The organism is Arthrobacter sp. MDT2-34-1 (assembly GCF_059091365.1).
Genome location: NZ_JBNHGO010000001.1, coordinates 1,688,568 through 1,712,426 on the forward strand (window position 1 = coordinate 1,688,568; position 23,859 = coordinate 1,712,426).

General features: G+C 70.1%; 19 protein-coding genes and 1 riboswitch. Of the genes, 5 read left to right on the forward strand and 14 right to left on the reverse strand.

Going from position 1 to position 23,859, the window contains the following annotated elements:
- Window positions 1-2: 2 nt before the first annotated feature.
- Window positions 3-1,349 (reverse strand): NAD(P)/FAD-dependent oxidoreductase, encoded by a 1,347-nt coding sequence (locus AC5RVV_RS07855; protein ID WP_494000767.1) that lies wholly within the window; start codon window positions 1,347-1,349, stop codon window positions 3-5.
- Between the two features lie 257 nt (window positions 1,350-1,606).
- Here AC5RVV_RS07855 and AC5RVV_RS07860 point away from each other — a divergent pair, with 257 nt between their 5' ends.
- Complete coding sequence (locus AC5RVV_RS07860; RefSeq protein WP_494000768.1) at window positions 1,607-2,257, forward strand: hypothetical protein; 651 nt, start codon at window positions 1,607-1,609, stop codon at window positions 2,255-2,257.
- Here AC5RVV_RS07860 and AC5RVV_RS07865 read toward each other — a convergent pair.
- From AC5RVV_RS07865 to AC5RVV_RS07895, 7 genes are all read right to left on the reverse strand, one after another.
- On the reverse strand, window positions 2,254-3,681 hold the full coding sequence (locus AC5RVV_RS07865; RefSeq protein ID WP_494000769.1) for an L-serine ammonia-lyase: 1,428 nt from the start codon (window positions 3,679-3,681) through the stop codon (window positions 2,254-2,256). The two genes, AC5RVV_RS07860 and AC5RVV_RS07865, sit on opposite strands and share 4 nt — an antisense overlap.
- An 87-nt stretch (window positions 3,682-3,768) precedes the next feature.
- Window positions 3,769-4,920, reverse strand: coding sequence for a glycine cleavage system aminomethyltransferase GcvT (gene gcvT / locus AC5RVV_RS07870; protein WP_494000770.1), 1,152 nt, complete (start codon window positions 4,918-4,920; stop codon window positions 3,769-3,771).
- Between the two features lie 15 nt (window positions 4,921-4,935).
- Entirely contained in the window at window positions 4,936-7,815 is a 2,880-nt protein-coding gene (gene gcvP / locus AC5RVV_RS07875; RefSeq protein ID WP_494000771.1) for an aminomethyl-transferring glycine dehydrogenase, read from the reverse strand.
- A 171-nt stretch (window positions 7,816-7,986) separates the two neighbouring features.
- A riboswitch (glycine riboswitch) is annotated at window positions 7,987-8,086 on the reverse strand.
- A 126-nt stretch (window positions 8,087-8,212) separates the two neighbouring features.
- Window positions 8,213-8,725 (reverse strand): mycothiol transferase, encoded by a 513-nt coding sequence (locus tag AC5RVV_RS07880; protein WP_494000772.1) that lies wholly within the window; start codon window positions 8,723-8,725, stop codon window positions 8,213-8,215.
- A gap of 131 nt (window positions 8,726-8,856) precedes the next feature.
- Window positions 8,857-9,906 (reverse strand): S66 family peptidase, encoded by a 1,050-nt coding sequence (locus AC5RVV_RS07885; RefSeq protein WP_494000773.1) that lies wholly within the window; start codon window positions 9,904-9,906, stop codon window positions 8,857-8,859.
- Between the two features lie 36 nt (window positions 9,907-9,942).
- Window positions 9,943-11,448: an MFS transporter gene (locus AC5RVV_RS07890; RefSeq protein ID WP_494000774.1), complete on the reverse strand. Its 1,506-nt coding sequence runs from the start codon at window positions 11,446-11,448 to the stop codon at window positions 9,943-9,945.
- Between the two features lie 97 nt (window positions 11,449-11,545).
- Window positions 11,546-12,190, reverse strand: coding sequence for a GntR family transcriptional regulator (locus tag AC5RVV_RS07895; RefSeq protein ID WP_494000775.1), 645 nt, complete (start codon window positions 12,188-12,190; stop codon window positions 11,546-11,548).
- Window positions 12,191-12,340: 150 nt separating this feature from the next.
- Here AC5RVV_RS07895 and AC5RVV_RS07900 point away from each other — a divergent pair, with 150 nt between their 5' ends.
- Together AC5RVV_RS07900 and AC5RVV_RS07905 are read left to right on the forward strand one after the other, a co-directional pair.
- Window positions 12,341-12,577: a hypothetical protein gene (locus AC5RVV_RS07900; RefSeq protein ID WP_494000776.1), complete on the forward strand. Its 237-nt coding sequence runs from the start codon at window positions 12,341-12,343 to the stop codon at window positions 12,575-12,577.
- Window positions 12,578-12,645: 68 nt separating this feature from the next.
- On the forward strand, window positions 12,646-14,535 hold the full coding sequence (locus tag AC5RVV_RS07905) for a glycogen debranching N-terminal domain-containing protein (RefSeq protein ID WP_494000777.1): 1,890 nt from the start codon (window positions 12,646-12,648) through the stop codon (window positions 14,533-14,535).
- A gap of 42 nt (window positions 14,536-14,577) precedes the next feature.
- Here AC5RVV_RS07905 and AC5RVV_RS07910 read toward each other — a convergent pair whose 3' ends face one another.
- Together AC5RVV_RS07910 and AC5RVV_RS07915 are read right to left on the reverse strand one after the other, a co-directional pair.
- Entirely contained in the window at window positions 14,578-15,735 is a 1,158-nt protein-coding gene (locus AC5RVV_RS07910) for a baeRF2 domain-containing protein (RefSeq protein ID WP_494000778.1), read from the reverse strand.
- Between the two features lie 176 nt (window positions 15,736-15,911).
- A complete protein-coding gene (locus AC5RVV_RS07915) occupies window positions 15,912-17,096 on the reverse strand; it encodes a TerC family protein (RefSeq protein ID WP_494000779.1) in 1,185 nt (394 codons plus the stop codon).
- 327 nt (window positions 17,097-17,423) lie between these two features.
- On the opposite strand from AC5RVV_RS07915, the gene AC5RVV_RS07920 reads away from it, so the two are divergent.
- Window positions 17,424-17,747 carry a hypothetical protein gene (locus AC5RVV_RS07920; RefSeq protein WP_494000780.1) on the forward strand — a complete coding sequence of 108 codons (324 nt, stop codon included), beginning with the start codon at window positions 17,424-17,426 and terminating at the stop codon, window positions 17,745-17,747.
- Window positions 17,748-17,759: 12 nt separating this feature from the next.
- Here the strand turns inward: AC5RVV_RS07920 and AC5RVV_RS07925 are convergent, their stop codons facing one another.
- The 3 genes from AC5RVV_RS07925 to AC5RVV_RS07935 are packed head-to-tail and all read right to left on the reverse strand — an operon-like array spanning window position 17,760 to window position 21,552.
- Entirely contained in the window at window positions 17,760-18,617 is an 858-nt protein-coding gene (locus AC5RVV_RS07925) for a glycosyltransferase family 2 protein (protein WP_494000781.1), read from the reverse strand.
- The gene (rfaE2, locus tag AC5RVV_RS07930; RefSeq protein ID WP_494000782.1) at window positions 18,614-20,158 is read right to left on the reverse strand and encodes a D-glycero-beta-D-manno-heptose 1-phosphate adenylyltransferase; all 1,545 of its coding nucleotides are present in this window, start codon (window positions 20,156-20,158) and stop codon (window positions 18,614-18,616) included. Before rfaE2 ends, AC5RVV_RS07925 begins: the two co-directional genes overlap by 4 nt.
- Window positions 20,155-21,552 (reverse strand): aldehyde dehydrogenase family protein, encoded by a 1,398-nt coding sequence (locus tag AC5RVV_RS07935; RefSeq protein ID WP_494000783.1) that lies wholly within the window; start codon window positions 21,550-21,552, stop codon window positions 20,155-20,157. Before AC5RVV_RS07935 ends, rfaE2 begins: the two co-directional genes overlap by 4 nt.
- 386 nt (window positions 21,553-21,938) lie before the next feature.
- Between AC5RVV_RS07935 and AC5RVV_RS07940 the strand changes: the two genes are divergently transcribed.
- Entirely contained in the window at window positions 21,939-23,129 is a 1,191-nt protein-coding gene (locus AC5RVV_RS07940) for a glycosyltransferase family 9 protein (protein ID WP_494000784.1), read from the forward strand.
- On the opposite strand, the gene AC5RVV_RS07945 is transcribed toward AC5RVV_RS07940, so the two are convergent.
- Window positions 23,095-23,796, reverse strand: coding sequence for an SDR family oxidoreductase (locus tag AC5RVV_RS07945; RefSeq protein WP_494000785.1), 702 nt, complete (start codon window positions 23,794-23,796; stop codon window positions 23,095-23,097). The two genes, AC5RVV_RS07940 and AC5RVV_RS07945, sit on opposite strands and share 35 nt — an antisense overlap.
- Window positions 23,797-23,859: the final 63 nt, after the last annotated feature.

Below are 23,859 nucleotides of genomic sequence, written 5' to 3' on the forward strand. Positions count from 1 at the left end.
GCCTACATCCGGCCCTTCTGCGTGCCGGCGTGCGCCTCCACGAAGGCGCGGCGCGGGTGCTGGGTCGCGCCCATCGATGTGATGTCCCGGCCGCCGAACACCAGCGGGCTCCAGCCTGCCAGCAGGCGCCACTTATGGATCCAGGTGGGCAGCGCCAGGGCGTGGTAGCCCATGGCGGCGTACCAGGCGGGCTTGCCCTTTAGCTCGTAGCCGAAGATCTTCGCGGCGCCCCGGCCGACGCCGTAGGTCGCGACCGTGCCCAGCGATTTGTGCCGGTACTCGGCCGGCGGCCGGCCTTGCACGGCGTTGACCACGTTTTGGGCGAGCAGCTTGGCCTGGCGCACCGCATGCTGGGCGTTCGGCGGGCAGTAGGCCGGCTGCTTCTCCGCTTCCAGATCGGGTACCTGGGCGCAGTCGCCGGCGGCCCATGCGCCGTGCACTACCTGGCCGGCATCGTCGATGACCTGCAGCCGGGCGTTGGCGTTCACGTGTCCCTTCGGGCCGCGCGGCACGTTTGTGTCGTCCAGCACGGGATTGGGCTTCATGCCGGCCGTCCAGATGATGAGACCAGCCGGAATGCGCTCGCCGGTACTGAGCTCGGCCACCGAGTCCTCGCAGGACGGCATGGTGGTGTTCAGCCGCACATCGATGCCGCGCTGGCGCAGCTGGCCCAGGGTCCACTCCGAGAGATTCGGTCCGACCTCGGGGGCAACCCGGTCCAGCGCCTCGACCAGCACCCAGCGCAACTGCGAACGGTCCAGCTCCGGATGCGCGTCCACGGCGAGCTTGGACAGGTCGCTCAACTCGGTCAGGGCCTCGACGCCGGTATACCCTCCGCCGACCACCACGAACGTGAGTGCCCTGGCCCGTTCCTCCGGGTCGCTCGTGCCGGCGGCCAGGGCCACGTTGTCGAGCACCTTGTCACGGCAGTAAACGGCCTCTTCCACGGTCTTGAACCCGATGCCGTGCTGCTCCAGCCCAGGCGTGGGGAAGGTCCTGGTGACCGCACCGACGGCGAAGACCACATGGTCGTAGGCCACCGAAAATTGGTCGCCGCCGAGCTCGAGCAGCCGGGCGTTCTTCGCCTGGACGTCGAGTGAAACCAGCTTGCCGCGGACGATGTCCACCTTCTTCAGCGCACTGCGGAGGTTGACCGTGACGATCCGCGGTTCGATTTCTCCGCCGCCCACCTCCGGCAGCAGCGGCTGGTACGTCATGTAGGAGTTGGGCTCAACCACCGTGATCCGTGCCGACGACGGTCCCAGCCGCTTGCGGATTCCCCAGGCAGTGTAGAGGCCGACGTAGCCGCCGCCCAGGATGAGTATGTGGGGCGTCGCTGAACTGGTCATGGTCCAGGTTTCCTCCCTGTTTGTCGACAGTGATTCGGTGGTCCTGGTGCATCCTTCGCCGGCAGGTGCGGGGCCGGTCTGCGGCCAGACTAGCACCGCCCCAGACGCAGCTGAACCCTCGGTCGGGCCCCGCTTCCGGCAGGGCCCGCATTCGCCGGCCCGCTCCCCCGGCGTGCCCTGCGCGCCCGGCGCACGCGGCTGCCTACAATGTGCTCAGGTGCCCCTATTCGTGGGGCTGTCGTTGGGGAGTAGGAAGCGTGGAGGCGGCTAAGCACACCGTGCACGGGCGGTCGCTCCGCACCTACCGCCGGGCCCGCACCACGCTCTGCGGCGTCATGGTTTTCTGGCTCTGGCTGCTGCTGGGAGCCGCGGCCTTCGTAACCGGCCTGTTTGATTCCCCCGCCAAGGTTTTCCTGGCCATGTATGCCGGCGCCGTTGCCGTGCTGGTCTCCATCCCGGTCGCCTTGCTCGCGGCCATCCTGATGGTACTCAACCGGCCCGAGGCGGGTGGCCGGCGCCGGGCTGGCGAACGGCTTTCGGCCGCGGCACGCGCCGCCGGCCCGGCGATCTCCGCCCTGCCATGGGCGGAGGCCGCAGGTCGTGCCAAGGAGCTGGGCGGCAAGATTGCTCCCGCTTCCCGCAGGATTGGCGCCGCTGCCAAGTCCGGTACGGGGCGGCTGCGCGCCGGTGCCGGACAGTGGCGCGGCGTCGCGGGCCACCGGCCGGGGACACCGCGTGCGCCGCAGCCCGCACCTACCCGGCCGCAGCCCGCCGAAACCTCGGCCGCCGACCTGCCGGGTGCCCGAAAGCCGGTCGTCCCGCGCCGGCCGCCGATGCCGCCGCGGCGTCCCGCGGGCCCGCCGGCCGTGCGCCCGTCAGGACAGGACCTGGAGGACGTGGCCTCCTAGCACTCCACGACGTTGACGGCGAGGCCGCCGGTGGCGGTTTCCTTGTACTTGTCGCTCATGTCGCGGCCGGTCTCGCGCATCGTGATGATGACCTCGTCCAGCGACACCCGGTGCGTGCCGTCCCCCATCAGCGCCATCTTGGCCGCGTTCACGGCCTTGGCGGCACCGATGGCGTTCCGTTCGATGCACGGGATCTGCACCAGCCCGCCGATCGGATCGCAAGTGAGCCCCAAGTTGTGCTCCATCGCAATTTCGGCCGCGTTTTCCACCTGGGCCGGGGTTCCGCCGAGGATTTCGGCCAGTCCCGCGGCAGCCATCGACGAGGCTGAGCCGACTTCGCCCTGGCAGCCGACCTCGGCGCCGGAGATGGAAGCCTGCTCCTTGTAGAGAACCCCGATGGCACCGGCGGTCAACAGGAACTTCACGACCACCTGCTCCTTGTCCTCGCGGGTGGCCTGTTCCATGCCGGGTGCGTAGTGCGTGGCGTAGAACAGCACGGCGGGGATGATGCCGGCGGCCCCGTTGGTGGGCGCGGTGACCACCCGCCCGCCCGAGGCGTTCTCCTCGTTCACCGCCAGCGCCACCAGGTTGACCCATTCCTGCCAGTACTTGTGGTCCCGGTCCGGGTCTTCCTTGCGCAGCCGCTCATGCCAGGCGGGGGCCCGACGGCGGACGTTGAGTCCGCCGGGCAGCTCGCCCTCGCGGCGGATGGCCGAGTCCTTGCACTCCTCCATCACGTTGTAAATGTGCACGAGTCCGGCCTCGATCTCTTCCCGCGGGCGGGAGGCCTCCTCGTTGAGCATCATGATGTCGCTGATGGCCAGGCCGGTGCTGCTGCAGTGCTCCAGCAGCCCCGCCGCCGTGCGGAACGGATAGGGCAGCTGCTGTTTGGAGGACTCCAGCTCATTCCGGGCGGCTTCCTCCTCGCCGCCGCGGACAATGAAGCCGCCGCCCACGGAGAAGAAGGTGGCTTCGTGCAGGATCCGTGCCTCGCCGTCGTCGTTCGATTCCAGCACCTGGAACCTCATGCCGTTGGTGTGCCGGGGCAGCACGGTCAGCGGGTGCAGCACCATGTCCTGCACCCCGTAGTCCAACGGCCGGGCGGCGGCGCCGGGCAGTTCCGCCCCCAGCCGCAGCCGACCGGAGGCGGCGATGTCCGCCAGCCGCTCCTCCACCTGGTCGGGCAGGATGTGCTCCGGTTCGAAGCCCTCCAGCCCCAGCAGCACGGCGGTGAACGTCCCGTGCCCGCGACCGGTGGCGGCGAGGGAGCCGTACAGGTCCACGCGCAGCCCGTTAACCCTGTCGAGCAGGCCGGCGTCGGCCACCTCCCGCACGAACGCGGAGGCGGCCCGCATCGGGCCGACCGTGTGCGAGCTGGAGGGACCGATGCCTACGGAGAAAAGGTCGAAAACGCCTACGGCCATGTCATCCCTTTCCTGTCTGTGTGGAGAGGTGCGGCGCCGCCGTCCCCGCGGCCGCGGGGACGGCGGCACCCTTGTAGCGGGTGAGGACTACTTCTCCCGCCGGTAGAACGGCAGCTCTACAACCTCGAACGGTTCGGGCTTGCCGCGCAGGTCAACGTCCACCCTGGTCCCGGGCTCGGCATGCTCGGCGTCCACGTAGGCCAGCGCCACCGGGTAGCCGAGGGTGGGGCTGGGCTGGCCGGAGGTGACCTCGCCGATGGTCCGGCCGTCTTTCAGCACCGGGTAGTGGGAGCGGCCGGCCCGCCGGCCAAGCCCCTTGAGCCCCACGAGCTTGCGGGCCGAGCCCTTCTCCTTCTGCGCCTCGAGGGCGCCGCGGCCCACGAAGTCGCCGTCCTTCTTCAGCGCCACCACGCCGCCCAGGCCGGCGTCGAACGGGCTGGTCTCGAGGCTGAGCTCGTTGCCGTACAGCGGCATGCCCGCCTCCAGCCGGAGCGAGTCGCGGCAGGCCAGCCCGGCCGGCAGCAGGTCGGCGCCCCGCCCGGCTTCCAGCAGGGCGTTCCAGAGCGCGGCAGCGTTGGCGTTCGGGACGTAGATCTCGAAGCCGTCCTCGCCGGTGTACCCGGTCCGGGCCAGCAGCAGCTTCAGCGGCGCCCCGGACACCGTGAAGTCCACCTCGTCGGCGGCGTAGTACTTCATGTCCCGCACCGTGCCATGCTGGTTGGCGGGCACCAGCTGGAGCAGGATTTCCACGGACTTCGGTCCCTGCACTGCCACCAGCGAGGTCTCGGCCGTGGCGTCCTCCACCGTGGCGTCGAAACCTTCGACCCGTGCGGCGAGTTCCGCGGCGACCGTCGGGGCGTTGCCGGCATTGGGCACCACCAGGTAACGGTCCCCGTGCTGGTCGGCGGGACGCCGGTAGATGATCAGGTCATCGATGATGCCGCCGTCGGCGTTGCAGATCAGCGAATACTTGGCCCGGCCCTCGGTGACGGCGGAGAGCTTGCCGACGAGCGCGTAGTCCAGGAACTTCCCGGCCTCCGGGCCGGTGACCCAGACTTCGCCCATGTGGGAGAGGTCGAACAGGCCGGCGCTGCTGCGCACGGCGCGGTGCTCGGCCAATTCGCTGCTGTACTTCAGCGGCATCATCCAGCCGCCGAAGTCGGTGAAGGAGGCACCCAGCCGCTCGTGTTCCTCGTAGAGCGCGGTGTGCCGGGGCATGGTGGTGGTCTCGGTAGTCATGCGGTGCTGACCTCTCTAGTTCTCGAAGGCTTCGGGCGGCGGGCAGCTGCAGATCAGGTTGCGGTCGCCGCCGGCGCCGTCGATCCGTCCGACCGGGGCGAAGTATTTGTCCACTTGCAGGCCCGGTACCGGGAAGGCGGCCTGCTCCCGGGTGTACGGCCGGTCCCAGTCGGAGCTGACCACGGCGGCGGCGGTGTGCGGGGCCAGGCGCAGCGGGCTGGCGTCGAGCGGGAAGTCGCCGGCGATCACCTGGTCGATTTCGCCCTTGATCGCGATCATCGCGTCGATAAACCGCTCAATCTCCCCCAGGTCCTCGGACTCGGTCGGCTCCACCATCAGGGTGCCGGCCACGGGGAAGGACAGGGTGGGCGCGTGGAAGCCGTAGTCGATCAGGCGCTTGGCCACGTCCTCGGCGGTCACCCCCGACTTGGCGGTGAGTTCGCGCAGGTCCAGGATGCACTCGTGCGCGACCAGCCCGTCGTTGCCGGTGTAGAGCACCGGGAAGTGCTCGTTCAGCCGGGCGGCGACGTAGTTCGCGGCCAGCAGGGCGCTCTTCGTTGCCTCGGTCAGGCCCTCGGCCCCCATCATGGCCACGTAGGCCCAGGAGATCGGCAGCACGCCGGCCGAGCCGTACTCGCTGGCCGAGACGGGCACGCCCTTGCCTTCGTGTTCGGCCAGCGCGGCGTTGCCCGGCAGGAACGGCACCAGGTGTTCGGCCACCGCTACCGGCCCGACGCCGGGGCCGCCGCCTCCGTGCGGGATGCAGAAGGTCTTGTGCAGGTTCAGGTGGGAGACGTCGCCGCCGAACTTGCCCGGCTGCGCGAGTCCTACCAGCGCGTTGAGGTTGGCCCCGTCGATGTACACCTGCCCGCCGGCGGCATGGACCGCCTCGCAGACGTCGCGCACGTCGGCGTCGTACACGCCGTGCGTTGACGGATAGGTGATCATGATGGCCGAAAGCGAGTCGGCGTTCTGGTCGATCTTCGCGCGCAGGTCGGCGTGGTCGATGGTGCCGTCCGGTGCCGTGGCGACCACGACAACCTTCATGCCGGCCAGCACGGCCGAGGCGGCGTTGGTGCCGTGCGCGGAGGCGGGGATCAGGCAGACGTCGCGCTGGTCGTCGCCGTTGGCCAAGTGGTAGCGGCGGATGGCGAGCAGGCCGGCGTATTCGCCCTGCGAACCGGCGTTGGGCTGGATGGAGACGCCGGCGTAGCCGGTGATCGCCGCGAGGCGTTCCTCCAGATCGGTGATCAGCTCGCGCCAGCCGGCGGTCTGGCTGGCCGGGGCGAACGGGTGGATGGACGCGAATTCCGGCCAGGTCATCGCCTCCATTTCCGCCGTCGCGTTCAGCTTCATGGTGCACGAGCCCAGCGGGATCATGGTCCGGTCCAGGGCCAGGTCTCGGTCAGACAGCCGGCGCAGGTAGCGCAGCATCTGGGTCTCGGAGCGATGGCTGTGGAACACCGGATGGTCCAGGTAGGAGGAGCTGCGCAGCAGCTCCTCCGGCAGCTCGAAGCCGGCGTTCCCGGCCGTTTCGGCGGTCTTGCCGGCGGCGTCCTCCACGCCGAAGGCCTCCGCGACCAGGGCGAGGTGCTCCGCCGTCGTCGTTTCATCGGCGGAAATGCCGACGTGGTCGGCGTCGATGCGGCGCAGGTTCACGCCCTTGGCCTCGGCGGCGGCGGCGATCTCGGCGGCCTTGCCCGGAGCCTTCACCGTGAGGGTGTCGAAGAACCGGTCTGCCGCCAGCGCGTACCCGGCGCCGGTGAGCACGCCTGCCAGCGTGCGGGCGGCCTCATTGGCGTGCAGCGCGATCGCCTTCAGGCCCTCGGGGCCGTGGTAGACGGCGTACATGCTGGCAACGACGGCCAGCAGTGCCTGCGCGGTGCAGATGTTGGAGGTGGCCTTCTCGCGGCGGATGTGCTGCTCGCGGGTCTGCAGCGCCAGGCGGTAGGCGGGGCGGCCGGCGTCGTCCTTCGAGACGCCCACCAGGCGGCCGGGCAAGGAACGCTCCAGCCCCTTGCGGACGGCCATGTAGGCCGCGTGCGGGCCGCCGAAGAAGAGCGGAACGCCAAAACGCTGTGTGTTGCCGACGGCGATGTCCGCGCCCTGCTCGCCCGGCGGCGTGATCAGGGTCAGCGCCAGCAGGTCGGCGGCCACGGTGACCAAGGCGCCGCGCTCCTTGGCCTGCGCGATGACCGGAGCCTGGTCAAACACCCGGCCGGAGGCTCCCGGCTGCTGCAGCACGATGCCCGAGATGTCGCCGTCCGGCAGGCCGGCGGAGAGGTCGGCAACCTCTACGTCGAAGTCCAGCGCCTCGGCCCGGCCCTTGACGACGGCGATGGTCTGCGGCAGCAGGTCCGCGTCCAGCACGGTCTTGCCGGCGGACTTGGACTTGTTGGACCGGCGCATCAACAGCACGGCTTCGGCCACTGCGGTGGCTTCGTCCAGCAGGGAGGCGTTGGCGATCGGCAGCGCGGTGAGGTCCTGGACCATGGTCTGGAAGTTCAGCAACGCCTCCAGCCGGCCCTGCGAAATCTCCGGCTGGTACGGGGTGTAGGCGGTGTACCAGGCCGGGTCTTCCACCACATTGCGGCGGATCACCGGCGGCGTGATGGTGTCGTAGTAGCCCTGGCCGATCATCTGCACGGCCGTCACGTTCTTCGCGGCGAGGGCGCGCAGGTCCCCCAGGACCTGGGACTCGCTGCGTGCGGCGGGCAGCGCCAGCGGTTCCTGCTGGCGGATGTCGGCGGGCACCGCCGCGTCCACCAGCTCGTCGATGCTGCCGTAGCCCAACTGCTTGAGCATGGTTTCCGCGTCGTTCCGGCGCGGGCCGATGTGTCGGTCGGTGAAGGAGGCGCTGCCGGGCCGGGTAGCGCTGGTGGACTTAGCCGTCATGTGAGGAACTCCAGTTATCCCCGGCTGGGCTGACCATGCCGGTAGTGAAGGGTTCCTCCCCACTCTGTGACTGAACCTGAGAGATTCCGCAGGCTGTGGCCCAAGGGGCCGCCTCCTGCTTGCACCGTCGGTGAGCCGGTCCTGAACGGTCCGGCTGCTTTCCAGAGTTGCCTCTTCGCGGCGGTACAGGTGCCTGAGAGATTCCTGGGGAGGTATTGCTCCTACGGCGCCTGCTGACTGGTACCCAGCAGGACTCTCCCGCCGCATGTCGAAGGCTGTATGCAGTTGTACTGACTCCTTGAATGGTAGTCCAGCGGCTGGCGCGCAACAAGGCGGCGACGCCCGACGGCGCGGCTTGCGGCCGCCGCGGGGGCGCCGGAACCCGCGTGGCCCGCCGCTAGGCTTCGGTGCGCGAGAGCATGCCCTTCACGTAGGCGGCCTGTCCGACGTGCTCCAGGCAGTCGTCCAGGACGCTGACCAGCCGCACCCCCAGGCTGACGTGCGGGTCCCACCGGGTGTCCACGATCCGGTCCAGATCATCCTCGCTCAGTCCGGCCAGATACTCGAGGGTGCCGGCATGGACGTCGTCGTAGTAGCCGCGCAGCAGGTCGGCCGATTCGACCCGAACGACCGCCACCTGCTGCGACGTGTGGCCGTAGCCATGGTCCTTCCGAGGCAGCGGCAGGTCGAACCGCTCCGCCCAGCCGGTCAGCCAGTACTGGTCCGTGCCGGCGACATCGGCAATATGGTCGTCCTGAATGCGCGTCAGATGCCAGATGAGCCAGGCGATCGAGTTGCTGTCACCGCCGGGCCGGTCGGCCAGTTGTCCGGCGTCCAGCCCGTCCAGCACGGAGTGGACGCGCTCCTGGATCCTGCCGTAGGCATCTGCGAGCAGGTCGTTGAACTTCATGGCGCCTCCCGCGGGTCGACTGTGGCGCCAGCTTACCGGGCGGGGCCGCGGCGAGGAATGCGTGCCTGCCTGCAGGCGCGGGGACGGTCACGCAGCCGCGCATCCGTCGCCCGGACCGCCTGCCACCGCGGTCAACTGTAATCGGCCGTGATGGTTCGCTCCCGGCCATTGAGCCGCATTGTCCCGCCGTAGGGCACGATCCATTGCGGACGGGTATGGCCGAACGGGACTCCGATGCAGACGACGGCGTGGTCGTTGTAGCGGTTCATCTCGGCGAGGACTGCATCGCGTTGCGCGGCGCGGAGCCGGTCACGCTCCTCCGCTGGCGCGACGGTACCGTGACTGCTCACCGGCGGCCGGGCGACGATCACTCCTTCCACCGCCGAGAGGACGCCCCGTTCCCCCAATGCCCGGACCCATCTCTTGACCCACGCTGCCGGAGGCAACTCCTCACTGGTTTCAAGGATCAGGATCGACCCCTCGAGGGCTCCCAGGGGCGGCAGCCGACCGGCCATGGCCAGCTGATCGATGACTTCCAGGCACCCGCCCCAGGTGCGGCCGGTCGCTTCCCGCTCGGGCCCCGCCCACGTCCACGGCTGCGTGGGTTCCCGTTCACCGAAGTCGACAAGGGCTTGTGGCGTCAGCCAGTCCGGCCCGAAGTCCTCGGACTCGCCTGGGTCAACAATCTCCAGCTCACCGCCCGTCAAGAGCGCCGCCTTCAGCGACGCGAGGTGCTGGTCGTCAATGTGCGGCCCGGCTCCGAGGTGCACCTGGGTCGAGCCCCCGTAGTAGCCTGCTATCCCGACCGACCACAGCCAGTTCAAGAGGTTCGTGTTGTCGCTGTAGCCCATGAAGATCTTGGGGTTCGCGGCGGCGAGACCGGCGTCCAGATGGGGAATGAGGGCTACCTGGTCGTCGCCGCCGATGGTCGCGAGGATGGCCCGGATGGTTGGGTCGGACAAAGCGGCGTGCAGATCAGCGGCGCGTTCCGCGGCGGAAGCGCCAAGCTTCCGGGTCGTCGGGTATTCCACAGGGACCAGTCCCGTTTCGGCGCTGAGTCGACGCATCGCCTGCTCGTGGACATCCGGCGCGAACCCGGGGGCAGCAAAGGAAGGGGAGAGAATCGCGACCCGGTCACCGGGCTCAAGCTTGGGCGGGGACACAAGGGCATGGCTCGGCATTCCCCCATCCAACCACGGGCTGTGCCTCAGCGGCCGCTATCCATCCCGGGCCGAATCCTCCAGATAGCGGGGCCGGCCCACGATGACCAGGCCCACCGCCAGGATGAGCAAGGCACCGCCCAGCAGGCCGAAGGAAGCACCCCAGCCGCCGCTGGCCTCGCGCAGCAGCCCGAACATCAGCGGGCCGGCGCAGGCGACCGTGTAGCCGATGCCTTGCGCGAACCCGGAGAGCAGCCCCGCGCCGGCCGTGGTGCGGGTCCTGAGGTTCACCAGCAGCAGGCCCAGCGCAAAGGTGCCCTGGCCGAGCCCCGCCAGGGTGATCCACAACCAGGTGCCGAACGAGGGTGACAGCAGCAGCCCGGCGTATCCGGCCGTGTAAAAGCCGATGAACAGCAGGCCCAAGCCCAGGGGACTGCGCAGCCGCCCCGCGATCAGCGGCACCAACAGACTGGTGGGCAGGCCCAGGATGGCGTAGTAGGCCAGCATGGTGCCCGCCGTCGGGGGCAGCATCCCGCTGTCCACCAGCAACGGCGGCAACCACGTGAACATGGCAAACGTGTTCGACAAGGTCCCGGCGAACACCAGGGCCAGGCCCCAGGCGACCGACGAGCGCCAGACGCGGACCGACGTCGTCCCGACGGAACCGGCCTCAGCTCCCGCTGCGGGCTCCGAGGCTTCCGCAACGGGCGGCCCGTCGGCTCCTGCGGGGCCGGCCGCAGGCCCGGGGACGGTTACCGCCCCGGGGACGGCAGCGCCGGGGCCGACTCCCGTACCGGGACTCACGGCAGGCCCGGAACCGGCCAGCTGCCGGGCGCTGCCCTCATCCGGCGGGAGGATGTCCAAGCCGCCGGGCCGGTAGGGCTGCAGCACCAGGCGCGCGGTGCGGCGGCGCCAATGTTCCGTCCACGCAGTCATCAGCCACGGCACGAGGGCGGCCGCGCTCACGGCCGCCCACACTCCGATCGAGAACCGCCAGCCGGCAGCCTGCTCAAGCGGCACGGCAAGCAGCGGGCTGAGCGCCGTACTGGCCGCCAGCAAGGTCACGTAAAGCGCGGTGATGAGGCCGATCCGGTCCGGGAAATAGCGCTTCACCAGCGGCGGCAGCAAAATGTTGCCGATCCCGTAGCCAACCATGGTGAGGCCGGACAGGACCAGGAACGCCGGCACGTCGGAGGCCAGCGCTCGGCCCAGTTGGCCGACGGCGGCCATGCCCAGTGCCACGAGCAGCAGTGCTTCCATGCCGATCCGGCGCATCAGCAACGGAACTGCGAACCCGGCAGCGGCGAAGGCGGCGGTCGGCAGCATGCCCAGCACACCGGCGGAGGCCGTGCCGAACGGCAGATCCGCGGCAATATCCGCCAGCACCGGCGACACGCCGGAGACGGCCAGCCGCAGGCTGAGCGCCAGCAGCAGGACGCCGACGAGCACGGTCAGCCGGCCGGCAAGCGGGGCAGGCCGCCGCGGGGCGGGGCTGGCACCCTGAGGCGGTGGGGAATCCGGGCTCGGTGGGGCGTCGGCGGTCAGTTGTGCGGGCGAGGGCAAGCGTGGTCCATGGGTCGAAAGGCCGGGCGGGCGGCCGGAATCAAAACCGGCCGGGAATCACTTTATCCCGTCGCGGCCCGGCTGCCCGGCAGGCGGGCTAGGAACCCTCCTGGCCCAGCCCTTCGGCGAGGATCCAGAATGTTTGGCGCAGCCGCTCCACCGCCGCCTCATGCTGGCCCCGCTGGAGGTACTGCACGGTCTCGCGCCAGCCGTCGGCCCAGAGAGGATAGGCGAGGGCGTGTTGGAACAGGTGCAACCGGGCCAGCGAACGGTCGAGGACGTGCATGTTTACGGCCCTCAGTTCCTGGTGATCCGCGGCCCCCAGGATGACGGTTACCAGGCTGCCGGCGGCGCGGTAGGCGCCCAGGATGTCCTCCCGGTCGGTCGCCGCCCGAAGGTCGTCCGCCATCGTGGCCATGGTGTCGATCTCCTGAGGCGACAGCCGCGGGGCTGCCCGCTCGAACAGCGCTACCAACACCACGCCCATCACATCCAGGAGTTGGATGGCCTGCTGGGGACCGGGATTGGCGATCCGGTGTTCGTGCCCGGTGGCCTCGATCAGGCCTTCTTGCGTGAGATCGCCGACGGCGTCGCGCACCAAGGCTTCCTCCGCACCGATGCGGCCGGCGAGCCCCGCAACGGTCACCCTGGAGCCCGGCTCCAAACCGCCCGCCAGGATGTCCTCCCGCAGCCTGCGGACCGCTTCGTCGCGGCCCGCTCCCCCGGGACCGCTGCCCCTCATCATGACCCCCCTGCCGCGTATGACCGACGTCACATACGAGTAATGTACGCGAAAAGGTAGATCGGGGTCACTGGTGCTGGCTACTCTGATGGGACCTGCGGCACAGCGTCGTGCGGCAGGTTCTAAACGTGCAGTCAGGACGTGCGCAGAATGAACGCCACCTATACCGCCACCGCAACCGCCAACAGCAAGAACCACCAAGACTGGGGGCGGGCGATGGCGGCCGCGTTGGTCGATCTGGTCCAGCAAAGCGAAAGCGGCCCTTCCGGGCCCCGGGAGCTCTACGGCGACGAGCTGCGCTTGGTGATCGAAGAGACGACGGACGGGGTCCTGATCCACCTGTCCTGGACACCCGGCGGGCGGGACGCCTCCGGCACCGTCGCCTGAATCCATCCGGCCGGTGTCCGGCCGGCCGAAGATTGTTCCCGCGCAGCCGATGCTGCCAAGATGATTCCATGGTCTACCGCCAGCCGTACCTGCACGATCTCACGGGAGTATTTGCGGCACCCGTCCAAGCCTGGAGCGAGCCCCACGGGCAGATCCGGGGTACCGGGGCCCAAGGGGTCTACTGCGGGGACGACCGGGTGCTGGCCCGGTGCCTGCTGGCGGTGAACGGGCAGGAACCGGAGTGGATCTCCACCCAGTCGCGCTCGGCCGGGCGCGCCGACTTCTTCTCCTTCATCCGGACCGCCGAGGACGGGGCCGATCCGCTGGTCACCCTGAACCGCTCGCGGGCGGCAGAAGGCGGCCGACTGGCCGAGGCGCTGACGTTCACGTCGGCCCTCGAGGACGAGTTGGAACTCCAGGTCCGCGTCGACCTGGTGGCCGATGCCATTCCTCTGGAGCAGGTGCGCGCCGGGGCCGCGGGCGAGGCCGGCTCGGTGGCCCCCGGCGGCGCCATCTGGAGCTGGCGGGACAAGACACGCGCCGCGCTGACGGCCGAAGGCGCCCGGGTCAGCTTCGACGGCAGCTTGGTCCGGCTGGAGTGGACGGAACTGCTCAAGCCGGGCGCCGTCGTCGTCCTGTCCTGGAGCCTGGAGCTTGACGACGCCGAGGCTCCCCTGACCGGCGCGGCCGCGCCCCCGCTGCGCACGCCGTCGCTGGCCGGGGATCCCCGGCTGCAACGACTGATGAGCCGCTCCATGACCGACCTTAACAGCCTGCGGATGGCCGGGCGCCAAACCCCCGGCGACGTCTTCCTGGCCGCGGGGGCCCCATGGTTCCTGACGCTGTACGGCCGGGAGGCGCTGGTCGCCGCCAGGCTGCTGCTGCCGGTCGACGCCGCGGTAGCGGAAGGGACGCTGCGGGCAGTGGCAGCCTGGCAGGGCACGGCCGAGTCGGCGGAATCGGGCGAACAGCCCGGCCTGATGGTCCAGGAGGTGCGGCAGCGCCGCCTGTCGATGCCCGCGGACGCCGTGGTCCGGCAACTGCCCCCGGTCCTGTACGGGTCGCCCGACGCCACGCTGCTGTGGATCGTGCTGCTGCACGACGCCTGGCACTCGGGGATGCCGGAGGATGCCGTCCGGGACCTGCTGCCCCATTTGGAGGCCGCGCTGGACTGGCTGCGCATCGACGGCGACCCCGACGGCGACGGCTTCCTGGAGACGCCGGTTCCCGCCCTGCAGGGTCCGGGACACCAGGGGTCCGGCGACACGCGGGCCGCCTACCACTATCTGGACGGTAGGCCGGCCACCGGAACGGTCGCCTCGGCCGAACTCCAAGCCTACGCCTATGAGGCGGCCCGTGCCGCGGCCGTGCTGCTCGACTACTTCGGCGACATGAACGCCGGCGCCGAGTGGCGCGACTACGCGTCGCGGCTGGCGGAGAACTTCCGCAGCCGGTTCTGGTGCGCCGACGACGCCGGACCGTACCCGGCGATGGCACTCGACGAACGGAAGCAGCGGGTGGACGGCGTCGGGTCCGGCATGGGACACCTGCTGGGCACGGGGCTGCTGAACCCCGAGGAGACCCGGACGGTGGCCGCGCGGCTGATGGACCGGACCTTGTTCTCCGGCTACGGCGTCCGCACCCTGTCGACGGCGAACCCCGGGTTCTGGCCCACGCGCCGCCGCTCGGGGGCGGTCTGGACGCAGGAGACCGCGTGGATTGTGATGGGGCTGCTGCGCACCGGCTTCCAGGAACAGGCCGCACAGCTGGCGGCAGGACTGCTCGACGCGGCCGAGGGATTCGGCTACCGGTTGCCGGAACTCTTCAGCGGGCAGGCCGCGGTCGAGGTCCGGCCGGCGCTGCCGTATCCGTCCGCCTGCCGGCCGCACGCCGGGGCAGCCGCCGCCGCGGTGCCCGTGGCGCTGGCACTGGGCGGATTCAGCGCCTCGGCCGTCTAGCCGCCCGGCTGCCCGCTGGCCCCCTCGCCCGCTGGCCGGACCTTAGCCGCGCGGCACGTCGGGGCCGGTGGGCCAGCGCAGCAGCGCCGCTATGCTCTTGCCTCCCGGCAGGGCTCCTTCGGGGACCATGGTCACCCGCGCGTCGGTCAGCGCCGCTGCCCGGACCAGCGCCGCCGGGGCAGGCACCTTGGCCAGCAGGTCGCCATTGACGGCTTGCTCCCCCGCCGTAGCGATCCACGGTTCGGCCGTCAGGGCATGCACGTTGTGATCGGCGAGGGCGTCGTCGTTCATGAGCAGCGTGCCGACCTGCGCCTGCTGCAGAGCCCGGACGCACTCGCCCAGGCCCGCCGTCCACTCCGGATGGGCCTGCCCGGTTTGGTTGGCCAGGCGGTCGAGGATGGCTTTGCGCTGTTCCGTCCACACATGGGCCACCCGGGCGGCTATTTCGGCACGGAGCGCGTCCTTGTCCGCGCCGCCTGTGCGGGTGTGCGACTCGATGGTGACTTCGATCGCCCGGCTGGCTTCGGAAAGCTGGTCGACCACCAGTTCCCGGGCCCGTATATCGCCGGCCACAATCAGCAGCCGCGCCTTGCTGGCCTGCACCACGCGGTCGATCTCGGCGGCGATTTCATCGGCATTCTTGCGCCAGATTTCCTCGGTGCGGTGCTGATAGCGGCCCTGGGACCAGCCGCCGCCGGGAACCTTGGTCAGGTTCTCCCGCTCGCCCTCCACCGTCCTCGTTTCCACCACGCCGTTCCGGCGAGCGTACTGCAGGTGGACCTCGCCGCCGTCCCGGCCCACTTCGGCCACCACGTACGGGAAATCGTCGCCGCGGGCCTTTAACAGGGGCACCAGGTCCGGAATCGGGCCGGTGTGAACCACCTCCGGGCCGGACATTTCGCCCGGGAGCAGCTCGTTGATTTCGGCCTCACCGCCGCGCACCAGGACGAAGCGGGAGACCGGAGACGGAACGCCGGTGGCCGGCGAAACGGCGTCGATCACGGCCTCGATGTCCGCTTTCGCGGCGCCCTGCTTCCCGAGCGATTCCCGCAGCCTGTCCGGCAGCACATCGCCTGCCCGCAGGGAGTCCACGGTCCCCGTGCTGGCGTCCACGTAGACCGTGATCCAGGGTCCCGGCTTCTTGTACAGCTCGGCGTACCTCTTGTTGGCTGCGTGGGTCGTGTTGACCTGCTCGGTCATGGTGATCACCTTCCCTGCTATTGGAACTGCGGGTTTTCTTGATCAGTAGACTCACGGTAGCACCGGACGTTTTGCCCTTGAAGGGGGGCCGGTCCTGTCCCGACCGGCCCGGCGAATCAGTGCGCCGGGCCGGTCAGCCGACGTTTGTCCGACCGGCCCGGGCGGCCCGGGCGGCCTTAGCTCCGCTGGTATTCCGCGTGCTGGCGGTGGGCCTCGGCCACTTGTTCGCGGATGATGTCCACGTCCTTGGCCTTGTTGCGGTACTTCGGATCCATTTGCACGATCTGGCGCTCTTCTTCCACCAGCAGCCGGTAAATGCGTTCACGTTCTGCCGGGTCAGCGGTGTAGGAGAGATCCATGTAGTTGACCGCGTGCCGGCGTGCGTTGTTGATGGCGTTCTGTGCCTTGCCGGCCTTGCTCAGCAGCGAGGCGACGACGGTGACCACCAGGATGCCGATGATGACGGTGAGCGAAAGTCCGGTGGTGATCTCGACCACGGGAACCGGGTTGCCGTCATTGACGAAGGGCAGGTTGTTCTCGTGCAGTGCGTGCAGGATCAGCTTCACGCCGATGAAGGCCAGGATTGCTGCGAGGCCGTAGGACAGGTAGATCAGCCGGTCCAGCAGGCCGTCGATCAGGAAGTACAGCTGGCGCAGGCCCATCAGCGAGAATGCGGTGGCGGTGAAGACGATGAAGACGTTTTGCGTCAGGCCGAAGATCGCGGGAATGGAGTCGAGGGCGAACAGGATGTCCGTGCCGCCGATGGCCACCATGACCAGCAGCATCGGCGTCATCGCCTTTTTGCCGTCCTTGACGGTGAACAGCTTGTCGCCGTCGTAGTAATCCGTGGTGTGGAAGAAGCGCTTGGCCAGCCGGATGATGAAGTTGTCCGCCTCGCCGCCGTCGTGTCCGGGCTTGAGCAGGTTGCCCGCCGTGATGATCAGGATCAGGCCGAAGGCGTAGAACACCCAGGCGAACGTGTTGATCAGCGCCGCGCCCAGGAAGATGAACCCGGTGCGGGCGATCAGCGAGAACACAATGCCGAACAGCAACACTTTCTGCTGGTCTTCGCGCGGCACCTTGAAACTGGCGATGATGATGAGGAAGACAAACAGGTTGTCCACCGACAGCGCCTTCTCGGTGATGTAGCCCGCGAAGTACTCGGAGCCCATGTCCACGCCGCCGTAAATCAGCACCAGGATCCCGAAGACGATGGCGATGCCCACGTACAAGGCGGACCAGATGGCCGCTTCCTTCAGCGAGGGCACGTGCGCCTTGCGGATGTGGAAGAAATAGTCGAAGGCGAGCAACGCGAGGATCACGGCGATCGTGATGCCCCAAATCAGGGGAGAAACGCTCATGGGTTTCCTTCCGTAAGCGGGTAGCGGTGAGCCCGCAAGTCTCTCCTCCGGCACGGCCGGCCACTGCAACCGGCCGGGCGTCGGCGCCCTACGTGTTGACGGCTGCAGCGCATCTGGATACTCCCTTACGCAACTGCCAGTCTAACGACGACGACGCTGCACGGCTAACCGGCCGCGGGCGAATCCGGGGCGGCCGGGACGGGAACGCCCCGCCGGAGGGGGTTGGACTCCTGCGGCCTATGCACCGCATTTCGGCTGTGACAGGCTGGGGGCCCGGGCCGCCGCCGTGATTGACCGGCGGCCGACAGCGCCGAAAGGAGCACCGCCATGTCCTATTACCTGGAGTACACCATTCCGGCCGCGCCGGACGGGGAAAGCTTCGAGTTCCCGGTCAGCGACGAGCACCGCGGCTATACGGTCCCGCTCAGCGAAACCGATGCGGAAATCGTCCGCACCGACCAGTTGCCTGCCCGCAGCGAGGTGTTCGGGGCCTCGCTGGCCGAGGCCAAGGAAGCGGCGGAGTCCATCCTGTCCAACAGCAAGGCTGACGCGGCGCAGCTCTACGACGATCCCGACGACTCGATGCAGCCCGGGGCGGGCACGCTGGTCGCCAGCTACACGGTCGGCGGCGGGTGGCAGGAAGCGGGATAGGTTGCGCCGGGGCTAATCCCGCAGCACCACGTCCGCGGCTTCCGTGGAGCGATCGGTGACCGTGGTGGGCGATTCCAGGTGGACGGCGCCGGAGGGCAGGATGCCGGCACCGCCGTAGCGTTCCATGACCCTCAGCTGCGCCACCACGTCTTCCCCGGCGTGGGCCGGCGGCAGTTCCTGCCAGAATCCGAACCCGCCGCACTCCAGCAGCGCGCTCCGACGGTACAGCACGCAGCCGCCGGCCCACGCGATCTTGTACAGCCGCCAGCCACCGTCCGGAATGCCCAACCCGGCGGCGATATGCGTCAGGTTTGCCGCGTTATGCAGCTGCCAGCGGCCGAACCGGTGGTCCTCGCGGCGGATGCGCTCGGGCCGCACCGGGCCGTCCCACAGTTCGAAGGGTTCCTGCTCCCCCGGCCGCACGTCGTCCAGGTAGGACATGCCCTGCACCGCTGCACCGATAAATCCGCAGCCCGCCTCCCGAATGGCCGCCGTCATCCGGACCAGCATGCCCGGTTCCAGCCACACGTCGTTGTCCAGGAACAGCACGAGTTCAGCCGTGGCAAGCCGGAGCAGGAAGTCGCGCTGCTCGGCCAGCCCGCGCCGGGGCAGATTCCGCTCCAGCCGGACCGGGCGCCCCTGGGCTTCCAGCACCCGGATCATCGCCCCGGCGGCCGGGTGCTCCCAGGCGGGGGCGCCGTCGGTCTGGTCGCTGACGATGACCGAGAACTCCGGGCCGTCCTGCGCCGCCAACCCGGCGAGCGTCACCGCCAGCTCCGCTTCCCGGCCATAGCTGGGCACCAACACGTCCAGCTCCGGCCCTGTTTCCGGTGGAGCCAGGGCCCAGCTGGCTGAACTCCTGCGGCTCACGCCGAATCAAGTCCCGAGGCCGGATTCGCTCCCGCGGCCGGGGCGGGACCTGTTTCCGCCGGGGGCGCCGAGCCGCGGATCCGGCGGACCACCGCCGTGGTGGAGTGGTCGGACACATAGTCCAGGATGCAGACCTCGCCGCCGCAGGCTTCTACCACCGCCGTTTCCTCGAGCATCTCCGGAGAGTAGTCCCCGCCCTTGGCGTAGATGTCGGGCCGGATCGCTTCGATCAGCGGGATGGGCGTGTCCGTGTCGAACACGGTCACGTAGTCCACGCAGCTGAGCGCGGCGATGATGCCGGCCCGGTCGGCGGCCGGGTTGATCGGCCGGTCCGGCCCCTTCAGCCGCCGGGCAGATGCGTCGCTGTTCAGCGCCACGACCAACACGTCGCCCAGTTGCTTGGCTTGGTTCAGGTAGCGGGTGTGGCCGCGGTGCAACACGTCGAAACACCCGTTCGTCAGCACAATGCGCTTGCCCGAGGCCCGCTCGGCGGCGATCGCCTGCCCGAGCGCCTCCGCATCCAGGGCCGCATCGGAGAAGGTGCCCAGATGCGAGGCGAGGTCGGTGGTGCTGCAGACCGACGTGCCGCGCCGGCGCACCACGACGTCCGCGGCGGCCTGGGCCAGGTCCAGGCTGGTGCTCAGCTGCAGCCCCGCGGCCCGCGCCAGAGTCAGGCAGGCCACGTAGGTGTCGCCGGCGCCCGAAGCCTGCTTCTCGGTGACCGGGGTGGCCCACGTGCGGTGAGTCCCGCCGTCGGGCGTGAGCAGGAAGGAGCCGTCCTTGTCCAGGGTGACGACGGCGGCGCCCGCCCCGGTCGCCTCCAGCAGTTCCCCGGCGTGATCGGCTATGGCGGCCGCCCGGTCCGTGTCGGGATCCAGCGTCACGCCCAGCAGCGCGGCAGCTTCGGCGGCATTCGGCGTGACCAGGTCCGGCGCAACCTCCGACCAGGGCCGCGGGTCGTGGGCGTCGACCACCAACAGCCGGCCGCCGCGGTGACGGGCCAGCACGCTGCGCACGGCACCGCCCAACGCGCCGGAACCGTAGTCGCAGACCACCACGGCGTCGCTGCCGGCGAGCGCGTCCGGAACTGCTGCGGCCAGCCGCTCCTGCGCCGCTTCCGGCACCCGCTCCGTGCGCTCGTCCAGCCGCAGCATGATCTGGTCGCCGCCGATGATGCGGTACTTGGTGGTGGTCAGGACGTCTTCGTGTTCCACCAGCCCCGAAATGTCCACCCCCGCACCCTGCAGGAGGGCAGCGAGCCGCCGCCCGGCGTCGTCCCCGCCGACCAGGCCGAGAATGCGCACCCGGGCGCCGAGTGCGGCGAGGTTCATGGCCGTGTTGGCGGCGCCGCCCGGCGCGTACTCCCGCCTGGTCATATCCACTACCGGGGCCGGGGCTTCCCGGCAGAACCGTTCGATCCGGCCGCTGAACCAGCCGTCCAGCATCACGTCACCGACCACGGTGACCCGCGGGGCGGCCTCCGCCAGCCGGGACGGCAGCCAACCGGCCAGCCCGGAAACGTCCGACAGGGGCGTGCTCATGGCCGCACCCCGCCGGGCAGGCCCACGTGGACCACCTTCACCGCACAGAACTCGTCCAGCAGTTCGGGGCCGTAGCCGAAGCCATCGCCGCTGTCCCGGCGGGGCTGGGCGGAGCCGCCCGGGGCGCCCCCGAAGACGGCATTGACCTTGACCGTGCCCACCTGGAGCGCGGCAACGGCCCGGTGCGCATGCTCCAGGTCCGCGGTCAGCACCGTGGCCGCCAGGCCGTACCGGCCCTCCGCCGCCAGCTGAAGCCCGTCGTCAAAGCTGTCCACCACCCGGACCGGCGCCACCGGGCCGAAGGTCTCCTCCTGCATCACGGTCATGCGGTCCGTGCAGTCCAGCAGGACGGTGGCCGGATAATGGGCGCCCGGCCCCTCTGGCACCGAGCCGCCCTCGGCGGCCGTCGCCCCTAGCGCGAGCGCCTCGGCCACCTGGGCGTTGACGCTGTCCCGGAGCCTGCGGTCCACCAGCGGCGCCACCGCCCCGCCGTCGTTGCGTTTGCGGGCCTCGGCGGCGAGCGCCTCACAGAACGGGCCCGCGACGTCGCGGTGCACATAGATGCGCTCCACCGACGTGCAAATCTGGCCGCTGTTGGCGAACGCCCCGATGGCCGCCTGCTCCGCCGCCCACGCCGGATCCACGCCGGCGTCAACGATCAGCGGATCGTTTCCGCCGTTCTCGCGGATGACATGGGCGCCGGTGAGCGCCGCGGCCCGGGCAATCCTGGCGCCGGTCAGGCTCGATCCGACGTGCGCGATCACATCGACATCCGGGTGGCCGGCCAGCGCCGCCCCGACCGCCGGGCCGCCGGTCAGCGTGGTCATGACCTGCGGCGGCAGCACCTCCGAGAGAATCCGGCCGAGCAGCTCACCCAGATGCGGGCAGCGTTCGCTTGGCTTGTGCAACACCGTGTTTCCCGTCGCCAGCGCGGCACCCAGCAGCCCGGCGGCCACCGCCACCGGATCGTTCCAAGGCGTGAGCACAACGGCCACGCCCCGTGGTTCGTTCACGGTGTAGTCGGCGGCAAGCGAACCGCCGCGCAGGCTTCGGCCGCGGTGCACCGGGCCCAGCTGGGCGTACTGGCGCAGGGTCCCGGCCCCGGCCAGCACGCCCTCCAGGGCTTCATGTTCCGGCCGACCGGTCTCCCGCGCGTTCATCGCGGCCAGCTCCTGCGAGTGCTCCTGCAAGGCCGCCGCGGCCGCTTCCAGCAGTTCGCCGCGGGCGGCAGCGTCGGTGGCTGCCCAGCCTGCTTGGGCCGCCTTGGCGGCGGCGACGGCCGCCCGCACCTCGTCGGAGCTTGTTTCCTCCAGCACGCCCACCAGGCTGCCGTCCCGCGGGTCGTGCACCTCCAGTAAGGCAAGGTCCCGGGCGGTATCGGAATCGGTGGTCATATTGCTCCTCCCCTCCAAGGCGGCCTGGGCCTGCCCATTGGTGTCTGGCCAAAGTCCACTGTCACGCGGCGGCGGTGCAGTGCCCATCGCGGGCACGCAACACCGGCAACAATGCGTGGTACTGGTTCCCTACCCCCCATCGCGCGGTTTCAGACACGCCGCCGGTTTCAGACACGCTGCCGGTTTCAGGACGCCCGGTGCGGGCGGTTCCTGCGGGCCGGTTCCTGCCTCCGGTCCCGGTTCCGGCTCTGGCCAGCGGCTCGAATGCACCTTAGGGTGAAGTTCACGAGGGGCCCGCGGGGGCGGGCCCAGGGGGTTGCGGCAGGCACGGCACCCCCGCGCCGGGTGGCTGCGCCGCAGGCGGAACGTTAATCCAGGAGGTGGAGATGGCTGGTTCTCCCACAGGCGGCGCCGCTTTCGGTGGCCAGAGGCTCAGTACCGAGGCCCGGCATGGCCGGGGCATTGGGCCGGTGTTGGAGCCCTTCGAGGGGGTGCGGAAGATTGCGGTGCTCCGGGGCGGAGGGCTGGGCGACGTGCTTTTTTCGGTTCCGGCACTCGAGTCGCTGGCTGCCGCCTATCCCGAGGCCAGCGTGACCCTGCTGGGCACGGAGGCCCATGCCGCCCTGTTCCGCGGCCGGCCGGGCCCGGTGCACCGGGTGGAACCGCTGCCGTTCGCGCACGGGGTTCGCCCGGGGCCGGAGGATCCGCAGGCCATCGCCCGGTTCCACCAGCTGATGCGCGGCGAGCAGTTCGACCTGGCCGTGCAGCTGCACGGCGGCGGCCGGAACTCAAACCCGTTCCTGCTGGAACTGGGCGCACGGCACACGGTGGGCACCCGGACCCCGGACGCGGCCGCGCTCGAGCGGACCATCCCCTACCTGTACTACCAGCACGAGGTGTTGCGCGCGCTGGAGGTGGTGGGCCTGGCCGGCGCGGCTCCGGCCGCGCTGCAGCCGGAACTGCAGCCCCTCGCCGATGAAGAGGCATTGCTGGCCGGGCTCCTCGAGGAAGGCCGGCCGTCGCTGGTGACCATCCACCCGGGCGCCACGGACCCGCGGCGGCGGTGGCCGGCGTCGGAGTTCGCCCAGGTGGCCGCATGGGCGGCCGACGACGGATGCCAGGTCCTGGTGGTAGGCGATCAGTCCGACGTGGCGCTGGCCGAGGAGGTTGTGGGCCTGGCCCGCGGGGCGTCCGGTGCCGGCGGCGGGGGCAGCATCGAGTCCGTGGCCGGCCGGCTGGAACTGGATGAACTGTCCGCCGTGCTGCGCGCCAGTGACGTGATGGTCGGCAACGACAGCGGGCCGCGGCACCTGGCGCAGGCGGTGGGAACGCCCACGGTGGGCATCTACTGGGCCGGCAACATGATCATGGCCGGGGCGCTGGGCCGGACCCTGCACCGGATCCACATGTCCTGGATGACGCAGTGTCCGGCCTGCGGCTCCGACCTGACCCAGGTGGGCTGGACCGCCGGACGCTGCAGCCACGAATTCTCCCTGACGGACCAGGTCCGCGCAGAGGATGTCTACGCGGACCTGCGCGAGCTTAGGGCCACGAGTCTTCTTCTTCGTGGCAAATGACCATCTCGCGCACCTCGCAGCCCTTCGGCTGTGACAGCGCGAAGATGATGGCATCGGCCACCCGCTCGGGGTCGTTGAGCCGGGAGTCGTCCTGCGGCTTGTACTGTTCGGTCCGGTCGTCGAAGAACCTGGTCTTCATGCCGGCCGGAATCATGGTGGTCACTCCGACCTGACCGCGGGTTTCGGCCGCCAGCGCCCGGCTGAAGCCGACCACGCCGAACTTGGAGGCGCAGTAGGCGGTGGCGTCGGAGACGGCCTTGATCCCCAGCGACGAGGCGACCGTGATGACCCGCCCGTGGGAGGACATCAGATGCGGCAGGGCCGCGCGCACCACGGAGACGGTGCCCATCAGATTGACCCCGATGACCTTCTCCCATTCCTCGGCCGGCACGTCTTCCAGGCGCCCGCAGCGGTCGATCCCGGCCGCCGTCACGACGGCGTCCAGCCCGCCGAGGGTGTCGGCGGCCTGCTGCACGGCCGCCTCGACGGCGGCTCGGTCGGCGACGTCCACCTCGATGCTCTTGGCCCGACCCACCCGGCTGACGTCACGGTCCAGCACGACCGGCGTGCCGCCGGCGGCGAGGACCGCCTCCACGACGGCGGCTCCCAGGCCGGAGCCTCCGCCGGTGACCAGGACGCGGCCGGGGTTCGTTGGGGCAATGCTCATGGTTTCCTCCTCAGGTTCGGGATTCTTCAGTTCAGGGCGCGCCGGATCTGCGGAGCAGTCCGG

Coding starts and splice junctions, on each gene's coding strand:
- AC5RVV_RS07855 (WP_494000767.1), bottom strand. CDS start 1,349: ATGACCAGTTCAGCGACGCCCCACATACTCATCCTGGGCGGCGGCTAC.
- AC5RVV_RS07865 (WP_494000769.1), bottom strand. CDS start 3,681: ATGGCCGTAGGCGTTTTCGACCTTTTCTCCGTAGGCATCGGTCCCTCC.
- gcvT (WP_494000770.1), bottom strand. CDS start 4,920: ATGACTACCGAGACCACCACCATGCCCCGGCACACCGCGCTCTACGAG.
- gcvP (WP_494000771.1), bottom strand. CDS start 7,815: ATGACGGCTAAGTCCACCAGCGCTACCCGGCCCGGCAGCGCCTCCTTC.
- AC5RVV_RS07880 (WP_494000772.1), bottom strand. CDS start 8,725: ATGAAGTTCAACGACCTGCTCGCAGATGCCTACGGCAGGATCCAGGAG.
- AC5RVV_RS07885 (WP_494000773.1), bottom strand. CDS start 9,906: ATGCCGAGCCATGCCCTTGTGTCCCCGCCCAAGCTTGAGCCCGGTGAC.
- AC5RVV_RS07895 (WP_494000775.1), bottom strand. CDS start 12,190: ATGAGGGGCAGCGGTCCCGGGGGAGCGGGCCGCGACGAAGCGGTCCGC.
- AC5RVV_RS07900 (WP_494000776.1), top strand. CDS start 12,341: ATGAACGCCACCTATACCGCCACCGCAACCGCCAACAGCAAGAACCAC.
- AC5RVV_RS07905 (WP_494000777.1), top strand. CDS start 12,646: ATGGTCTACCGCCAGCCGTACCTGCACGATCTCACGGGAGTATTTGCG.
- AC5RVV_RS07910 (WP_494000778.1), bottom strand. CDS start 15,735: ATGACCGAGCAGGTCAACACGACCCACGCAGCCAACAAGAGGTACGCC.
- AC5RVV_RS07915 (WP_494000779.1), bottom strand. CDS start 17,096: ATGAGCGTTTCTCCCCTGATTTGGGGCATCACGATCGCCGTGATCCTC.
- AC5RVV_RS07920 (WP_494000780.1), top strand. CDS start 17,424: ATGTCCTATTACCTGGAGTACACCATTCCGGCCGCGCCGGACGGGGAA.
- rfaE2 (WP_494000782.1), bottom strand. CDS start 20,158: ATGAGCACGCCCCTGTCGGACGTTTCCGGGCTGGCCGGTTGGCTGCCG.
- AC5RVV_RS07935 (WP_494000783.1), bottom strand. CDS start 21,552: ATGACCACCGATTCCGATACCGCCCGGGACCTTGCCTTACTGGAGGTG.
- AC5RVV_RS07940 (WP_494000784.1), top strand. CDS start 21,939: ATGGCTGGTTCTCCCACAGGCGGCGCCGCTTTCGGTGGCCAGAGGCTC.
- AC5RVV_RS07945 (WP_494000785.1), bottom strand. CDS start 23,796: ATGAGCATTGCCCCAACGAACCCCGGCCGCGTCCTGGTCACCGGCGGA.